Origin of the sequence: Ligilactobacillus acidipiscis DSM 15836 (assembly GCF_001435755.1) — a bacterium.
In the GTDB taxonomy this organism is placed as follows: Bacteria; Bacillota; Bacilli; order Lactobacillales; family Lactobacillaceae; genus Ligilactobacillus; species Ligilactobacillus acidipiscis.
Window position 1 is genome coordinate 1 of the sequence record NZ_AZFI01000033.1, and the last position, 15,575, is coordinate 15,575.

At 37.4% G+C, this 15,575-nt stretch carries 14 protein-coding genes; 5 read left to right on the top strand and 9 right to left on the bottom strand.

Annotated features, from left to right (window positions below):
* Positions 1–237 precede the first annotated feature (237 nt).
* Positions 238–939 (top strand): GntR family transcriptional regulator, encoded by a 702-nt coding sequence (locus FC65_RS04065; protein ID WP_056971646.1) that lies wholly within the window; start codon positions 238–240, stop codon positions 937–939.
* A 306-nt stretch (positions 940–1,245) separates the two neighbouring features.
* Here the strand turns inward: FC65_RS04065 and rpsR are convergent, their stop codons facing one another.
* The 9 genes from rpsR to dnaA all read right to left on the bottom strand — a co-directional run bounded on the left by rpsR (position 1,246) and on the right by dnaA (position 11,725).
* On the bottom strand, positions 1,246–1,482 hold the full coding sequence (gene rpsR / locus FC65_RS04070; protein ID WP_010495631.1) for a 30S ribosomal protein S18: 237 nt from the start codon (positions 1,480–1,482) through the stop codon (positions 1,246–1,248).
* Between the two features lie 20 nt (positions 1,483–1,502).
* A complete protein-coding gene (gene ssb, locus FC65_RS04075) occupies positions 1,503–2,054 on the bottom strand; it encodes a single-stranded DNA-binding protein (RefSeq protein WP_056971647.1) in 552 nt (183 codons plus the stop codon).
* 28 nt (positions 2,055–2,082) lie between these two features.
* Positions 2,083–2,373: a 30S ribosomal protein S6 gene (gene rpsF, locus FC65_RS04080; RefSeq protein ID WP_056971648.1), complete on the bottom strand. Its 291-nt coding sequence runs from the start codon at positions 2,371–2,373 to the stop codon at positions 2,083–2,085.
* A gap of 281 nt (positions 2,374–2,654) precedes the next feature.
* Positions 2,655–5,216, bottom strand: coding sequence for a DNA gyrase subunit A (gene gyrA, locus FC65_RS04085; protein ID WP_056971649.1), 2,562 nt, complete (start codon positions 5,214–5,216; stop codon positions 2,655–2,657).
* A gap of 52 nt (positions 5,217–5,268) precedes the next feature.
* The gene (gene gyrB, locus FC65_RS04090; protein WP_056971650.1) at positions 5,269–7,227 is read right to left on the bottom strand and encodes a DNA topoisomerase (ATP-hydrolyzing) subunit B; all 1,959 of its coding nucleotides are present in this window, start codon (positions 7,225–7,227) and stop codon (positions 5,269–5,271) included.
* A gap of 125 nt (positions 7,228–7,352) precedes the next feature.
* Positions 7,353–8,534 (bottom strand): DNA replication/repair protein RecF, encoded by a 1,182-nt coding sequence (gene recF / locus FC65_RS04095; RefSeq protein WP_010495641.1) that lies wholly within the window; start codon positions 8,532–8,534, stop codon positions 7,353–7,355.
* A 2-nt stretch (positions 8,535–8,536) separates the two neighbouring features.
* On the bottom strand, positions 8,537–8,755 hold the full coding sequence (gene yaaA / locus FC65_RS04100) for a S4 domain-containing protein YaaA (RefSeq protein WP_010495644.1): 219 nt from the start codon (positions 8,753–8,755) through the stop codon (positions 8,537–8,539).
* A 217-nt stretch (positions 8,756–8,972) separates the two neighbouring features.
* On the bottom strand, positions 8,973–10,112 hold the full coding sequence (dnaN, locus tag FC65_RS04105) for a DNA polymerase III subunit beta (RefSeq protein ID WP_056971651.1): 1,140 nt from the start codon (positions 10,110–10,112) through the stop codon (positions 8,973–8,975).
* 242 nt (positions 10,113–10,354) lie between these two features.
* Positions 10,355–11,725: a chromosomal replication initiator protein DnaA gene (dnaA, locus tag FC65_RS04110; RefSeq protein WP_056971652.1), complete on the bottom strand. Its 1,371-nt coding sequence runs from the start codon at positions 11,723–11,725 to the stop codon at positions 10,355–10,357.
* A 612-nt stretch (positions 11,726–12,337) separates the two neighbouring features.
* On the opposite strand from dnaA, the gene rpmH reads away from it, so the two are divergent.
* From rpmH to FC65_RS04130, 4 genes are all read left to right on the top strand, one after another.
* Positions 12,338–12,472 (top strand): 50S ribosomal protein L34, encoded by a 135-nt coding sequence (rpmH, locus tag FC65_RS04115; protein ID WP_003701411.1) that lies wholly within the window; start codon positions 12,338–12,340, stop codon positions 12,470–12,472.
* Between the two features lie 278 nt (positions 12,473–12,750).
* The gene (gene rnpA, locus FC65_RS04120; protein WP_010495666.1) at positions 12,751–13,086 is read left to right on the top strand and encodes a ribonuclease P protein component; all 336 of its coding nucleotides are present in this window, start codon (positions 12,751–12,753) and stop codon (positions 13,084–13,086) included.
* Positions 13,087–13,118: 32 nt separating this feature from the next.
* On the top strand, positions 13,119–13,958 hold the full coding sequence (gene yidC / locus FC65_RS04125; RefSeq protein ID WP_056971653.1) for a membrane protein insertase YidC: 840 nt from the start codon (positions 13,119–13,121) through the stop codon (positions 13,956–13,958).
* Between the two features lie 308 nt (positions 13,959–14,266).
* Positions 14,267–15,463 (top strand): acetate/propionate family kinase, encoded by a 1,197-nt coding sequence (locus FC65_RS04130; protein ID WP_010495670.1) that lies wholly within the window; start codon positions 14,267–14,269, stop codon positions 15,461–15,463.
* The last annotated feature ends 112 nt before the right edge of the window (positions 15,464–15,575 follow it).

Genomic DNA, 15,575 nt, shown 5'->3' on the forward strand with positions numbered 1-15,575 from the left:
TTTATTTCTAACTTAATTTTACAAACGACGATTTAAATAAAAATCATGCTTCCCTATACTAAATTGTTCCATGATGTTCACCCTTTCAACACTTGCAATTTTCACTTAGTATATTAACATAGCAAGTTCTATATGTAAACGTTATTAAATAACAAAAATAAACATTTTTTCATTTCACTTGATCTCTCGCTAGGTTAAACTTAATATAATTAGCAGAAAGAAAAGAGTTGCGAAAATTTGAAAACACCGAAATACCTTACGATAAAAAATGACCTAAAAAGTCAGATACTCAACGGTACTTATTCAAGCGGCGATAAATTTTATAGTCAGGCCGAACTTGTCAAAATGTATGATGCCAGCTCGATCACGGTGATCCGTGCCGTGCAAGAATTAGTTAAGGAAGGCTACTTAGTTCGTTACCAGGGAAAGGGTACTTTTGTTTCGCGTAAACATGTTAACAAACTTGTTCGATTCACAGACAAGGAAATTTTTTCTTCTGATGAAGATCAAGTAAAAGTTCTCTCGCTGACTAAGGAAAATGATCCCAATATTTTAAAAGAATTAAATTTATCCACATATGAACATTATTACAAAATAGTCAGATTAAGGACTGCCGATGGCATACCATATATCTATCACCAATCATATATCCCGGAACGCTTTATTCGCCGTCCAAAAGATCCGGATTACTATAGCTCGATCTATCAACGCTTTCGGAGCGATTTTTCGATTAATTTAAATGACATGCCCTCTAAAGAAATCAATAAGATTTGCTTCCCTACAAACGAATTTGTCGCTAATATGCTCCAGCTGAAGGGAGAACAACCAACCGTTTTTCAGGAGAAAAAAATACGGTTATCCGTTAAGAATACCGTGGCAGAATATGTCATTACTTATAAACGATGGGATTATTATCAAATAGAAATAGCTAATGACTAAAACAGAGTGAAATAAACTTAAGGGCTTAGACATTAATGTCACGTTTCTTAACACATAATGTCTAAGTTAGGTGAACAGAGCTTTTTTTCATAAAACTCACCTGACAATATCTACCAAGTGTATCAGTTTAACCTTGTTGCTTACAAAAAAGGGTTAAATATCTATCCATAGGCACAAAAATAGCTCCAGGAAGTTGTAAAAACAACTTCTTGGAGCCTTTTTGGTGGATCGATAAAATCCATAATATAGAGCGAATCAAATTAAACGATATTTATACACTTAATAACATATTCGCCCACTTTTTAATTAGTCTTCTGTTACAAATGGTAGTAAGCCCATGATACGAGCACGCTTGATAGCAATCGTCAACTTACGTTGATTCTTTGCGCTTGTGCCTGTAACACGACGTGGCAAGATCTTACCGCGTTCAGAAATGAATCTTCTTAACAAATCTGTATCTTTGTAATCAATATATTCAATATGATTAGCTGCGATAAAATCAACTTTACGGCGACGACGTCCGCCTCTGCGTTGTTGTGCCATGTTTTTTCCTCCTCCAGTTACTAGAATGGTAAATCATCATCAGAAATATCGATCTGTTGGCCACTATCCGCAAACGGATCTCGATCGTTATCAGAATTAGAATTATTCTGGTTCTGATAACCACCTTGATTATTGTTATTGTTAGGATTGCCATACGGATTACTATTATTCTGTTGTGATGAATATTGCGAAGAAGGAGCAGAATTATTGCCCTGAGAGCTAGGATGTTGTTGGCGATATTGCTCTGACTGAGCTTTAGACTCAAGTAATGCAAAATTATCAACAACAACTTCTGTTACAAACACACGATTTCCTTGTTGGTTTTCATATGAACGTGTTTGAATCCGTCCATCAATTCCAACCATTGAACCCTTATGCGTAAAGTTAGTAAAGTTTTCAGCTGCTTTTCTCCAAATAACACAATTAATGAAGTCGGCCTCTCGTTCACCTGAACGATTTGTAAATGGACGATCGACAGCAACTGTGAAAGATGCAACAGCAGCTCCGGAAGATGTGTAGCGCAAATCAGGATCACGGGTCAGTCTTCCGACTAATACGGCTCTATTGATCAAAATTCGTTCCCCCTTCTGATTTCAAAAATTAAGCTTCACGTTTAACGATCATATGACGTAAAATTCCGTCATTGAATTTAGCAAGACGGTCAAATTCATTAATAGCGTCAGCTTTTTCTGCCTTGGCGTTTACAACGTGGTAGATACCTTCTGTAAACCCACCAATTTCGTAAGCAAAACGACGCTTAGACCAGTCTTTTGAATCTACAACTTCAGCACCATTGTCTTTCAAAACGCTATCGAAACGTTCTACCAAGTCATTCTTGGCAGCTTCATCAATAGCTGGGCTGATAATGTAGGTAATTTCATAATTTGTCATGACTGTTTACACCTCCTTATGGACTTTTGGCCCCCTATCCTAACGTAGAGGACAAGGAGAGTAATCTAAAATGCTTAGATACTCACGAATTAGAATTATAGCACGTTTATATTGCATTTGCAATAACTGCTTAAAACAAACGAAGTTGGAAGCTAACAATCATTCCACAGCTAAATTTAAGTCCAAATTCTTATTAACTATTCTTTTCTTCTGGATCATTGATCTACGCTACATAACATATATACGCAAAAAAATGTCTTTTTTATTTTCTAATTTGTTATTTAGTCCAAATTGTCCTCATTTTTATTGTTTTCTTCTTGATCCTCAGATTCAGACCCTGTTTCTGAACTAGCTTGAGCATCTGTTGCTGTCTCTGAATTAGTTTCAGATTCTTCAACTTCTTCAGGTTCAACCTTAGCCATCGTAGATACAAAAGAATCTTCTTCCAAATTGATCAAATGAACACCGAGTGTTGAACGGCCAGTTGTTGAAACATTAGCAACTGCAAAACGGATCAGTACACCCTTATTAGTAATGACCATGATATCTTCATCGCCCGAAACGGTTGTTAATCCAACAAGCGGACCATTTTTGGCAGTAATATTAACGGTCTTAACACCTTTACCGCCACGACCTCGGATAGCATACTCACTAGCTGGAGTTTGCTTACCATAGCCTTGTTCAGAAATAACAAAAGCATTACTATCAGGTGCTAAGATATCAGCACCGATCACATAATCGCCTTCACCTAATCTAATACCACGTACACCTGCAGCTGAACGGCCCATAGAGCGAACCTTTTCTTCAGAGAATGAAACAGCAAAACCTTGGTGAGTCCCAATGATAATGTTTTGGTTTCCATCCGTTTGAGCAACACCGATCAATTCATCCCCGTCACGTAAAGTAATAGCTTTCAAACCATTCTTTCTGATATTCAAGAATTCTGAAACTGCTGTCCGTTTAACAACACCGTTTTTAGTTGTGAAGAATAGGAATTTATCCGCTTTATCCGGATTATCTCTATCTTCTTTTGGAACTGTAATGACAGTTGCTACCTTTTCGTCAGGATCAATATTTAACATATTGATTACCGGGATTCCCTTAGCAGAACGGCCGTATTCAGGAATCTGGTATCCCTTAGAACTATAAACTTTACCAGTATTGGTAAAGAATAACAGTTCATCGTGAGTTGAAGTTGAAATCAGTTGTTCGATAAAGTCTCCTTCATGAACTCCCATTCCTTGAACACCGCGGCCTCCACGATTTTGTGACTTAAATTCACTAGTTGGCATTCGCTTGATATAGCCATTATGTGTCAAAGTAATGACAACAGCTTCTTCTTCGATCAAGTCTTCATCTTCAATACTTGTCACATCACCAACAAGCAATTCTGTCCGCCGTTTGTCACCAAACTTTTCTTGAATCTGCAAGAGTTCCTCATAAATAATTTGGTTGATCCGTTCTTTATGAGCCAAAATATCTTCATAATCAGCAATAGCTTCCATCGTCTTTTTATAATCGTTTTCGACTTTATCACGTTCCAAGCCGGTCAACCTTACCAAACGCATATCAAGAATAGCCTGAGCTTGTTTATCGCTTAATTGATACTCATTCATTAACCGATCTTTAGCAACATCACCGCTTTGTGAACTCCGAATGATGTCAATGATTGCTTGAATGTGGTCTAAAGCGATTCTCAACCCTTCCAGAATATGAGCACGTGCCTTGGCCTTCTTTAAATCAAATTCTGTTCGGCGACGGATAACTTCTTCTTGATGTTTTAAGTAATACTGCAAGATCTGTTTCAAACTTAAAATCTTGGGAGTACCACCAACGATTGCCAACATATTGAAACCAAATGATGTCTGCATCAATGTTAATTTATATAAATTATTCAAAATAACTGAAGCACTAACATCACGTCTGATATCAATAGTAATTCGCATTCCTTCACGGTCAGACTCATCTTTAATATCTGTAATGCCTTCGATCTTACGTTCACGAGCCAACTCAGCGATCCGCTCGATCAAACGAGCTTTATTGACCATATATGGCAATTCATTAACAATGATTTGCTCCCGACCATTCTTTTGCTCGTTGATATCGACTTTAGCCCTCAGAACTATATGTCCATGACCAGTTTCATATGCTTTACGGATGCCTGATTTACCCATAACGATCCCGCCAGTAGGAAAATCGGGTCCAGGAATAGCTTCCATTAAATCAGCAACGGTAGCATCAGGATTATCCATCAGAATATGCAAAGCTGAAATAACTTCTGCCAAATTATGCGGCGGAATATTGGTTGTCATCCCAACAGCGATCCCGGTTGCCCCATTAACTAGCAAATTTGGGAAGCGTGCAGGTAAAACTTTTGGTTCTCTTTCTGTCCCATCATAGTTTGGTGCAAAATCAATCGTGTCTTTATTGATGTCACGTAACATTTCTAGTGTGATTTTCGACATTCGCGCTTCAGTATAACGCATAGCAGCCGCACCATCACCGTCAACAGACCCAAAGTTTCCGTGACCATCAACTAACATATAACGATAACTGAAATCTTGTGCCATCCGAACCATTGATTCATAGATTGCCGAATCACCATGCGGATGGAATTTACCCATAACTTCTCCGACGATCCTAGCAGATTTTTTGTAAGGTTTTTCAGGTGTGACACCTAATTCGTTCATTCCATATAATATCCGACGATGAACAGGTTTTAACCCGTCCCGTACATCAGGCAAAGCACGAGCAACGATAACACTCATTGCATAATCAAGGAAAGATGTCCGCATCACCTTGGATAAATCGACATTTTTTACTCGATCTGGTATATCTACCAACTTTCTGACCTCCTATTTTATTCCCAGTCTATAATTATTTCCCGGGAAATAATTATGCATCTAGATTTTCAACGTATGTGGCATTTTCTTCAATAAATTGTCGTCTAGGGCCTACATGGTCTCCCATTAACATCTCAAAAACCTGATTGGCTTCTTCAGCATCCGACAAAGAGACACGCATCATCCGGCGGTTTTCTGGGTTCATTGTAGTTTTCCACAATTGATCGGCATCCATTTCACCTAAACCTTTATACCGTTGAATAGCGGGCTTTGGAGAAGGTGGTAATTGTGATAAAATGTCTTGTAATTCTTCATCAGAATCAATGTATCTGATCATCTTACCTTGGCGAACTTGATATAAAGGCGGTTGAGCAATATATACATACCCAGCGTCGATCATTGGTTTCATGAAACGATAGAACAATGTCAACAACAATGTTCTGATATGGGCACCATCAACATCGGCATCAGTCATGATGATCAATTTATGATAATTTGCCTTGCTGACATCGAATTCCTCACCAAACCCAGTACCTAAAGCAGTAAATAGTGAACGGATTTCTTCATTAGCCAAAATACGATCTAGACTTGCTTTTTCAACGTTTAAAATCTTACCACGGATCGGCAAAATGGCTTGAGTCAAGCGAGACCGGCCTTGTTTAGCAGATCCACCCGCAGAATCACCCTCAACGATAAACAATTCTGAAATTTCAGGATCTTTACTTGTATTATCGGCTAACTTGCCTGGTAGATTTGAAATTTCTAATCCATTCTTTTTACGCGTTACTTCACGAGCCCGTTTAGCAGCAACACGAGCTTTAGCAGCTAATGAACCCTTTTCCACGATTTGCTTAGCTGTCGTTGGGTTTTCATACATGAACTGCGAGAATGTTTCACTGAAGAGCTTATCTGTTGCAGTTCTAGCATCTGAGTTACCCAATTTTGTCTTCGTTTGTCCTTCAAACTGTGGATCCGGGTGTTTAACAGAAACTACTGCTGTAATACCTTCACGAACATCTTCTCCAGAAAGATTGTCATCATTATCTTTTAAAATTCCTTGTTTTCTAGCATAGTCATTGATTACCCTAGTCAAAGCTGTCTTGAAACCAGCCTCGTGAGTCCCACCTTCATACGTATGAATGTTATTAGTGAAAGTCAACAAGTTTGAATGAAAATCATCTGTATATTGCAGTGAAACTTCAACAGTGATCCCATTCATTTCACCTTCAACATATACTGGCTCAGGAAAAAGAACTTCTTTGCCTTTATTCAAAAATTCCACGTAATGTTTAATACCACCAGCATAGTGGAATTCTTCAAACGTCGGCTTTTCTGGGCGTTGATCAGCAATGGTTAATTTTAAACCTTTGTTTAAGAAAGCCAGCTCACGAATACGTGTAGTCAAAACTTTAATATCGTAAATATGAGTTTCCGTAAAAATATCTGTATCAGGTTTGAAGTGAACCTTTGTTCCGTGTGTATGTTCACTAGTTTGAGCGATGACATGCAACTGCGTTTTGACCTTACCGTAAGCAAAATCCATCGCATATACATTTGGATCTTCCGCACGCGTGACCTGCACTTCCAATTCGGAAGAAAGTGCATTAACAACTGACGCCCCAACACCATGCAAACCACCAGATACTTTATACCCGCCACCGCCAAATTTACCACCGGCATGCAAGATCGTATAAACTGTTTCAACAGCCGGTCGTCCTGTCTTCTTTTGAATATCAACGGGAATACCGCGACCATTGTCTTTTACAGTAATACTATTATCGGTTTCGACCGTAACATTGATTTCGTCACAGAAGCCTGCAAGAGCTTCATCAATACCATTATCAACAATTTCCCAAACTAGGTGATGTAAACCCTGAGTACTTGTCGAGCCAATATACATCCCAGGGCGCTTACGAACAGCCTCTAATCCCTCTAAAACCTGGATCTGACTAGCATCGTATTCATTCGCCCGTTTTTCTTTGGCTTCTACTTCTCTTTCTTCGTCAGTCAATTGATATCCTCCTTATTATCTAAAGTCATGCTACTAACAAAAAAGTCACAGTTGATCCTCGAACTGACCAACTGCCATTTAGTTGTTTGTTGTTTTATTCCTATTCGAATCTTAATTTAGTCAGGTTATCCTTCTTGTTTATCACTTTGAGGATAATAAGTGACCGTTTTTAAAACTAGCTCCCCGTTAGCCGTTGTTTCAGCCACATGTCCCTTTTCAATCGTAAAAATTTTAGGAGCTTTGATCAGATTTCTAGCTACATCGTTCATTGCTGGAGCCGTCAAAAATGTTTGTACTTTATTTTGAATGGTCTTTAATAAATGAGTTTGACGTTGACCATCTAATTCAGATAAAACATCATCTAAAAGTAATAACGGATATTCTCCTGTTTGTTCCTTCATTACATCGATCTCTGCCAATTTAACTGATAATGCGGTGGTTCTTTGTTGCCCTTGAGAACCATATGTTTGCACATTTTTACCATTGATCAAGAACTTAATGTCATCTCTATGCGGGCCGATCAAGGTCGTTCCTTGAAAAATCTCTTTTTCGTATTGTGTCTTGAGTTGTGTGTCCATTATCTGCTGTAATTCCTGTTCGGATCGATCCTTAATGTCCTTTAATTTTGAATCATATTCAAATGATAATTGTTCTTGACCTTGAGTGATCGACAAATGTAGTTCCTGCGCATATTTTTCCAGGTCGGTTAAAAACTTTTGCCGTTGCACAATGATACTACCCCCAAACAAAGATAATTGTTCGGACAAAACATCCAAATAAACCCGGTCATTAGTTTGATGCATACTCAAAGATTTCAAGTAATGATTTCTCTGTTTTAAAACATCTCGGTACGCTGTCAAATCATGAAGATATCGTGGCGCGATCTGGCCAAATTCCATATCAATAAAACGTCGTCTGCCCGTTGGACTTCCCTTAACTAATGACAAATCTTCCGGAGAAAATAAAATTACATTCAATTGACCAATATATTGTGAAAGCTTGGCTTGCTCCAAGTGATTCACTCGTGCTTTTTTACCCCGTTTTCCCAATTCGAGCTCCAAAGGCAAGTCATCAGAGCGTCGATGTACTAAACCCTTAATATCAGCATCACTATTACCAAAACGGATCAATTCACGATCATTGGCTGTTCGGTGGCTGCGCGCCGTGGCTAAAACATAGATCGATTCGAGTAAATTAGTTTTTCCCTGGGCATTTTGCCCTAATAAAACATTGATGCCTGGAGAAAAATTTAATGAAGCCTCTGAATAATTTCTAAAATTTTTAAGTTGCAGCTTCTGTAAAAACATAATTATTTTCCAGCTTTAAGTTTGATCATTCTGTCGTTGATTTTGACTACATCATCTGGATAAAGCTTTTTTCCACGACGTGAATCAAGTTCTCCATTTACATAAACATCGTTTTCCGCCAAAAACCACTTTGCTTGTCCGCCGGTTTGAATTAAATCAGCGATCTTTAACAGTTGTCCGAGAGTTATGTAAGGTGTTTTTAAAGATATTTCTTGTTTCAAAAAACAGCCCTCACTTTCTATAAGTTACCCTTTAATTATACCCTTTTTTTGACCTTAAAACAATTTTATTCGGCTTATATGTCCATTCTGAGCAATTTTAACTACATCTGGATAGAAGAGCTATAAAACCTTTAAAGTCTCTGAGAAACTTTTTTTGCCAAAAAAATGGACTCTCGCAATTAAGAGTCCATAAAATAAATTTTTTTCACTAATTTCACTAAAATGTTCTAACTGGTGTGATCAATTGTACAAAATTAGCTCCGTCTTCAGTTGGAACTAATGTAAACGGACGTAAAGGTAATGTTAATGACATTAAAATATCAGTTTGACCAAAAGAAGATAATGCATCTTTCATATAATCTGGATTAAAGGAAATTTCCAAATCATTTCCTTCCAATTTCTTGAAGGAAAGATCTTCTTCTACATTACCAATTTCGGGAGAATTGCCATAAATAATTGCTTTTTGTTCGCTAGTCTTCAACGACAACTTAACAACATTGTTTCGCCCTTCATGTGATAACAATGAGGCTCGTTCAATTGAATGCAGCAACTCAACGGCGTTAAATTCTACTGTTGTTTCTGAGCTTTGAGGGATCAAACGATCAGTATCTGGATAATTTCCCTCTAACAAACGTGAATAAAATGATGTATTTGCAAAAGTAAACAAAATTTGATTTTCAGCGATCCGGATCTCAACATCTTCATTTGAGTCACCCAACATCTTGGCCAATTCATTCAATGATTTACCTGGCACGATAATATCGTAATCTTTAGTCCCAGCATTATTCAAAATAATTTTGCGTTGACTTAAACGGTGAGAATCTGTGGCAACAGCTAGTAATTCTCCGTTACCATATGCCAAATGGATTCCTGTTAAGATCGGGCGACTTTCTTGATTAGAAACGGCGATCACAGTTTGATTGATCACTTTTTTTAAAATATCTGCGGCAATCACTAGTTTATCTTCAGCATCGATTTCTGGCAGATGTGGATAAGTTTCAGAATCTAAACCGTTGATCGTAAATTCTGCTTGACCAGAAGTGATCGTTGCTTGGAATCTTTCATCTACACTAATTGTCATCATATCTTCAGGTAATTTTTTAACTATCTCGTTAAAGAAACGTGCTGGTAAAACAATGCTGCCAGGTTCATCAATTTCTAAAGCAGCTTTGTCATCTTCTTGTGAGATCACAGTTTCGATCGAGATGTCAGCATCACTACCAGTTAAAGTTAACTTGCTAGCCGACAAAGTAATTTTGATACCCGTTAAAACATCAATTGCCGTTTTTGATGAGATTGCTCTTTGGGCATCGTTTAAAGAAGCAATAAATGTATTTCTGCGGATACTGAATTTCATAAAATGATATCCTCCTGTTTTTTATATTATTAATTAATAATAAAAATAGTCGTAGTAGTAGGGCCTGTTAATTATGTTAATAAGCAGTCTGAAGTAAGTAAACTAAAAAGATTGGTTGTTAATAACATGTGGATAAAAAAGACAACTTATCAACAGTTATCCACATGTGCAAAAAAGGTGCTTTGTTAATTCTTATGTTTAAATACGTAATTTAGGGTAAAAACTGTTAAGCAAATTTTATTTTAAACTTGCAATTCTGCTTTTAATTCATTAACTTCATGTTCCAGCTCGGCATCATCTGCTAGACTTTTTGTTATTTTTTCGCATGCATGGATAACTGTTGTGTGATCTTTGCCGCCAAATTCTTCCCCAATCCTTGGTAATGACGAATCAGTGAGTTCTCGGGACAAAAACATTGCGACTTGTCGTGGCACAACAATTGCCTTTACTCTTTTTCTTCCCTTCAATTCAGCAACAGTTACGTGATAATATTTAGCAACTTTGTTTTGTATTGCTGGGATCGTAAGTTTATTATTGTGGTCTTTACCATTTAAACCCTTTAAAGATTCTGCAGCCAGACTAGTTGTGATCTTAGTGTGATTCATGGACGAATATGCTTGAACTCGCATTAAAGCGCCTTCTAGTTCACGAATATTGGAATCAAACTGTCCAGCAATATAACTTAAAGTATCGTTTGGAATATCTAAATGTTCTGCTTCAGCTTTATTGCGTAAAATTGCGATCCGTGTTTCAAAATCTGGCGGTGTAATATCAACTGAAAGTCCCCATTTAAAACGAGACACTAAACGTTGCTGCAACTTGGGTATTTCATTTGGTAACCGATCAGATGAAAGGACAATTTGTTTTTTATCATCATATAAAGCATTAAAGGTATGGAAAAATTCTTCCTGGGTACCAACTTTGTCAGCAAAAAACTGAATATCATCAACTAGTAGAAGATCAACATTTCGATATTCTTGTCTGAATTCTTCTTGTCGTTTTGTTTGAATAGAATTGATAAAATCATTGGCGAAAGATTCACTGGTTACATATTTAACCTTAGCGTTTGGACGATTTTCTAACATTTGATGGCCAATGGCATGCATTAAATGGGTTTTACCAAGGCCAACGCCACCATAGAAAAATAGTGGATTATAAAAAACACCGGGTTCTTCGGCAACTGCTAATGCGGCAGCATGGGCTAATTGATTACCTTTTCCCACCACAAATGTGTCAAAAGTATAACGTTCATTTAACTGAGAATTTTTGACAAAAACTTTAGATGGTGCAGCACCTGAAGTCTCTGAGGCCAAGTCATCTGCAGTTAAACTTTCTGCGGGATCATAAGCCTCTAACGGATTAGGCTCATCGGGAGTTTTTGGTAAAATTGTTAGTTTATAACCCAACGGTTCTTCCAGCAACTCAACGATTTGTGGGGTTACACTTTGAGTCCAGTAATCACGATGAAGTTTTGAAGGGACTTCGATAACAAGGGTTTTATCGGAAAACTGTATTGGTTTTGCAGTTTCGATCCAAGTTTTATAAGTGATTGTGGAGAAAGATTCATTGAACTTTTCGCAAATAAATTGCCATAAAGTTTCAAGATCTGGCACTGGACATTCCTCCTTTAATTAAATTTACACGTCACTCATTGTAGCATGGAATAGGTTAGTTTTCCACAATGTGCATAAGTAGAGAAAAAATGATAACAGAGTGTTCTTTATATTATCAACAGGCTGTGTATAAGTTGGGGAAATGGTTACTTATTTTTAGTTTATCCACAGAAAGTGATGAAGGTCTGCCCTTAGAGCCATAAGTTAAAGATTAGTTATCCACAAAGTAATTCACAGGACGGACTTTACTTAGGAACAACCTGTGGATTGTGGATAACCCTGGCGAAAAGTTTGTGTATTACAAAAAAACAATTCACAGGAAATTGCCTGTGAATACACGTATTACTGCGAAGGTGTGGATAACTTTTTGCTCAAAAAAATTTTTAAACCAAAGTTTTTTGCCTGAAAAATTTCTGCTGAAAAAGTTTAAAGAATTTTTTTTATGTGCAGAAAATTGTTAAATCTTTTGTTCGTTGAAAGATGTTTTTTAAAATTTTGTTTGCAATTAAAACCATATATGATAACATAGACAAGTAAGTCTGAACTTGAAGTGACTACCTTTTTATGGTAGGAAAGGATACAGAAGTTCAAACCAAGGAGGTGTCAGAACCGATGAAAAGAACTTATCAACCAAAAAAACGCCATCGTCAACGCGTACATGGTTTCCGTAAACGCATGAGTACAAGTAACGGTCGTAATGTGTTAGCACGTAGACGCCGTAAAGGCAGAAAAGTATTGTCTGCATAGATCACTGAGACCGTCAGTGGTCTTTTTATTTTATAATTGTGTTTTTAAAAAGTTTTTAGAAAAAGAGTGGATATTTTTATAAGTCAAGGCGACCGTGTTTAGTTGGTATTCGCCTTTTACCTGTTTTTTGCTCAGTTACTAGTTGAGTTTTGCAAATCAGAACTTTCCGCCTATCTAGCTTCAATCTTGCAGTGCAAAAAAGCACACTGCAAAATTGAATCCTGATAGTGCTCAGGTTTATTCGGTTTGCTCCACTCTGTTATTTTTGGAGATGTATTATGCGTAAATCTTACCGCGTCAAGAAAGAAGCGGAGTTTCAAAAAGTTTTTACTCAAGGCAAATCTTGTGCTAATCGTCAATTTGTGGTTTATGTTTTGGAAAAAACCGGACAACCTCATTTTCGTGTGGGAATCTCAGTTGGCAAGAAGATTGGAAACGCTGTAGCACGTAATTGGGTCAAGCGGCGGATACGCCAAAGTTTAACCGAATTAAAACCGCAACTTAAACAAGATTGTGACTTTCTCGTGATCGCACGTCCTAGTGCTGCAGGAATGTCTACTGCTGAGGTTAAACAGCATTTGATCCATGTTCTTTCTTTAGCGAATATTATATAGTTAAGAATTTCAATTAAGAGAGGTAGAACACGTTGAAAAAGGGGAAAAAGGCTCTTGCTTTATTTGGAGCTTTGTCTTTAGTACTAGTGCTTAGCGCATGTAGTACTGATCCTGTAAATTCTCAAAGTACAGGATTTTGGGACCATTATATTATCTGGAATTTTGTACGCGCGATCAAAGCCTTGAGTAACTTGTTTGGTGGCAGTTATGGTTGGGGGATCATTATCTTCACTATTATTGTTCGGATCATTATTTTACCGTTGATGTTTTATCAAATGAAATCATCACGGAAAACAATGGATCTGCAGCCGCAATTGAAGGAATTACAAGCAAAGTATCCTGACCGTGATCAAGATTCAATGCGTGCGATGCAAGAAGAACAAAGAAAATTATATGCTGAAGCTGGAGTTAATCCAGTTGCCGGTTTCTTACCATTGCTGGTACAGATGCCTGTCTTACTTGCTTTGTATCAAGCTATTTTCAGATCTCAAGAATTGAAGACTGGTACATTTATGTGGATGCAGCTAGGTGATAAAGATCCATATTTCGTCTTGCCGGTCCTAGCCGCTATTTTTACATTTGCGACGTCAAAATTGAGTATGATGTCTCAGCCTGATACAGGACAAAAAGGTATGACAGCAGCAATGACTTATGGGATGCCGTTAATGATTTTTATTACTGCGTTAAATGTTCCTGCTGCATTGTCATTATACTGGGTCATCACGAATGCCTTTTCAGTTGGTCAGACGCTTTTGATCAATAATCCATTTAAGATCAACCGTGAAAGAGCTGAAAAGGAACAGGCTAAAAAAGATCGTGAACGTGATTTGAAGAAGGCTAAAAAGCGAGCCCTAAGGAATCGTAAAAAATAAAAAGTATAATTGTAGTGATCAATGGTGTAAAATCTATTTTTGGATTTTATACCATTTTTTTGAACTATTCTTGAAGCCGAAATAGATCGGCGCAACTGTATTAATAAAGAATCGGTTTTTCTGCGCTTAAATTATATTTCTAGTTCAAGATACTGTTTTTTTACCAGTTTCAATGGTATGTTAGAAAAGTAATTGATTCATTGAAGTTTAATTAATGTTCAAATTTAGATATTAAACGTTTACAATGTTAATTAGTTGGACTATGATATTTTAATGTTGTATAGAATGTAAAAGGGAGAGGATCAAATATGGAGAAGCTGCTGGTCATTAACTCAGGCAGTTCAAGTTTGAAGTTTAAATTGTTAGTCATGCCAGAAGAAAAAGAAGTGGCAGACGGTTTAGTCGACCGGATCGGTATTGACGGATCAAAAATTAAGATCAAATATGGCGACGGACAAAAATATGAGCATGCAGAGGAAATTAAGGATCACGAAGTTGCTGTTGATCGCTTAACATTCTTGTTGAAGGATCTGGGCATCGTTAAAGACCTTAACGAAATTACTGGCGTTGGTCATCGTGTTGTGGCTGGTGGTGAATATTTTAAACACTCTGTTGTTGTAGATGATGAAGTTATCAAACATATCGATGAAATTGCAGATATGGCACCATTGCATAATCCTGCTAACTTGATGGGTATCAAGGCTTTTAAGGAAATCTTGCCAGATGCCTTCTCAGTTGCTTCCTTTGATACAGCTTTCCATCAAACGATACCAGCTGTCAACTACTTATACAGTACCCCTTATGAATGGTATCAAGACTACAGTGTTCGTCGTTATGGCGCACATGGTATCAGTCATAAATATGTTTCTCAATTAGCAGCAGAAAAATTGGGTAAACCAGTCGAAGATCTTAAGCTGATCACTTGTCACTTAGGTGCAGGTTCTTCTGTCTGTGCTGTCAAGAATGGTAAATCATTTGATATTTCGATGGGCTTTACACCATTAACAGGTGTTACAATGGCTACGCGTTCTGGCGATGTTGATGCAGCTTTGTTAGGTTATATGATGAACAAATTGAACATCGACTCAATGGATGATATGTTGGATATCTTAAACCACAAATCTGGTTTAATTGGTATTTCTGGTGTTTCTTCAGATATGCGTGACTTGCTGGAAGCTGAAGGTCAAGGCAACAAACGTGCTGGTTTAGCCATTGATATGTTCGTCAAAAACGTGGTTAAGTACATTGGCGAATATATTGCTGAAATGGGCGGTGTTGATGGTATCGTCTTTACTGCTGGAATCGGTGAAAACTCGATCCCAGTTCGTAAACGGATCATGGAGCGCTTAGAATACTTGGGCTTAACATTTGATGATTCTAAGAACTCCGAAAATTATGAAGGGATCATTTCACAACCAGATTCTAAGGTTGCTGTTTTACGCCTTTCAACGAACGAAGAATTGATGATTGCTCGCGATATTATGAAATTAAAAGGTGAAGCTTAAGAAGCTTTGCTTGATATCTAAGTTTGAGAAAACTCAGCTTCTGCATTTTTCAAACTGATTAAAATGAGAAACGTGCCTGCCAATAATGGGACTTTGTCAAATAGTGTTGATG

Coding starts and splice junctions, on each gene's coding strand:
- rpsR (WP_010495631.1), bottom strand. CDS start 1,482: ATGGCACAACAACGCAGAGGCGGACGTCGTCGCCGTAAAGTTGATTTT.
- rpsF (WP_056971648.1), bottom strand. CDS start 2,373: ATGACAAATTATGAAATTACCTACATTATCAGCCCAGCTATTGATGAA.
- recF (WP_010495641.1), bottom strand. CDS start 8,534: ATGTTTTTACAGAAGCTGCAACTTAAAAATTTTAGAAATTATTCAGAG.
- dnaN (WP_056971651.1), bottom strand. CDS start 10,112: ATGAAATTCAGTATCCGCAGAAATACATTTATTGCTTCTTTAAACGAT.
- rpmH (WP_003701411.1), top strand. CDS start 12,338: ATGAAAAGAACTTATCAACCAAAAAAACGCCATCGTCAACGCGTACAT.
- rnpA (WP_010495666.1), top strand. CDS start 12,751: ATGCGTAAATCTTACCGCGTCAAGAAAGAAGCGGAGTTTCAAAAAGTT.
- FC65_RS04130 (WP_010495670.1), top strand. CDS start 14,267: ATGGAGAAGCTGCTGGTCATTAACTCAGGCAGTTCAAGTTTGAAGTTT.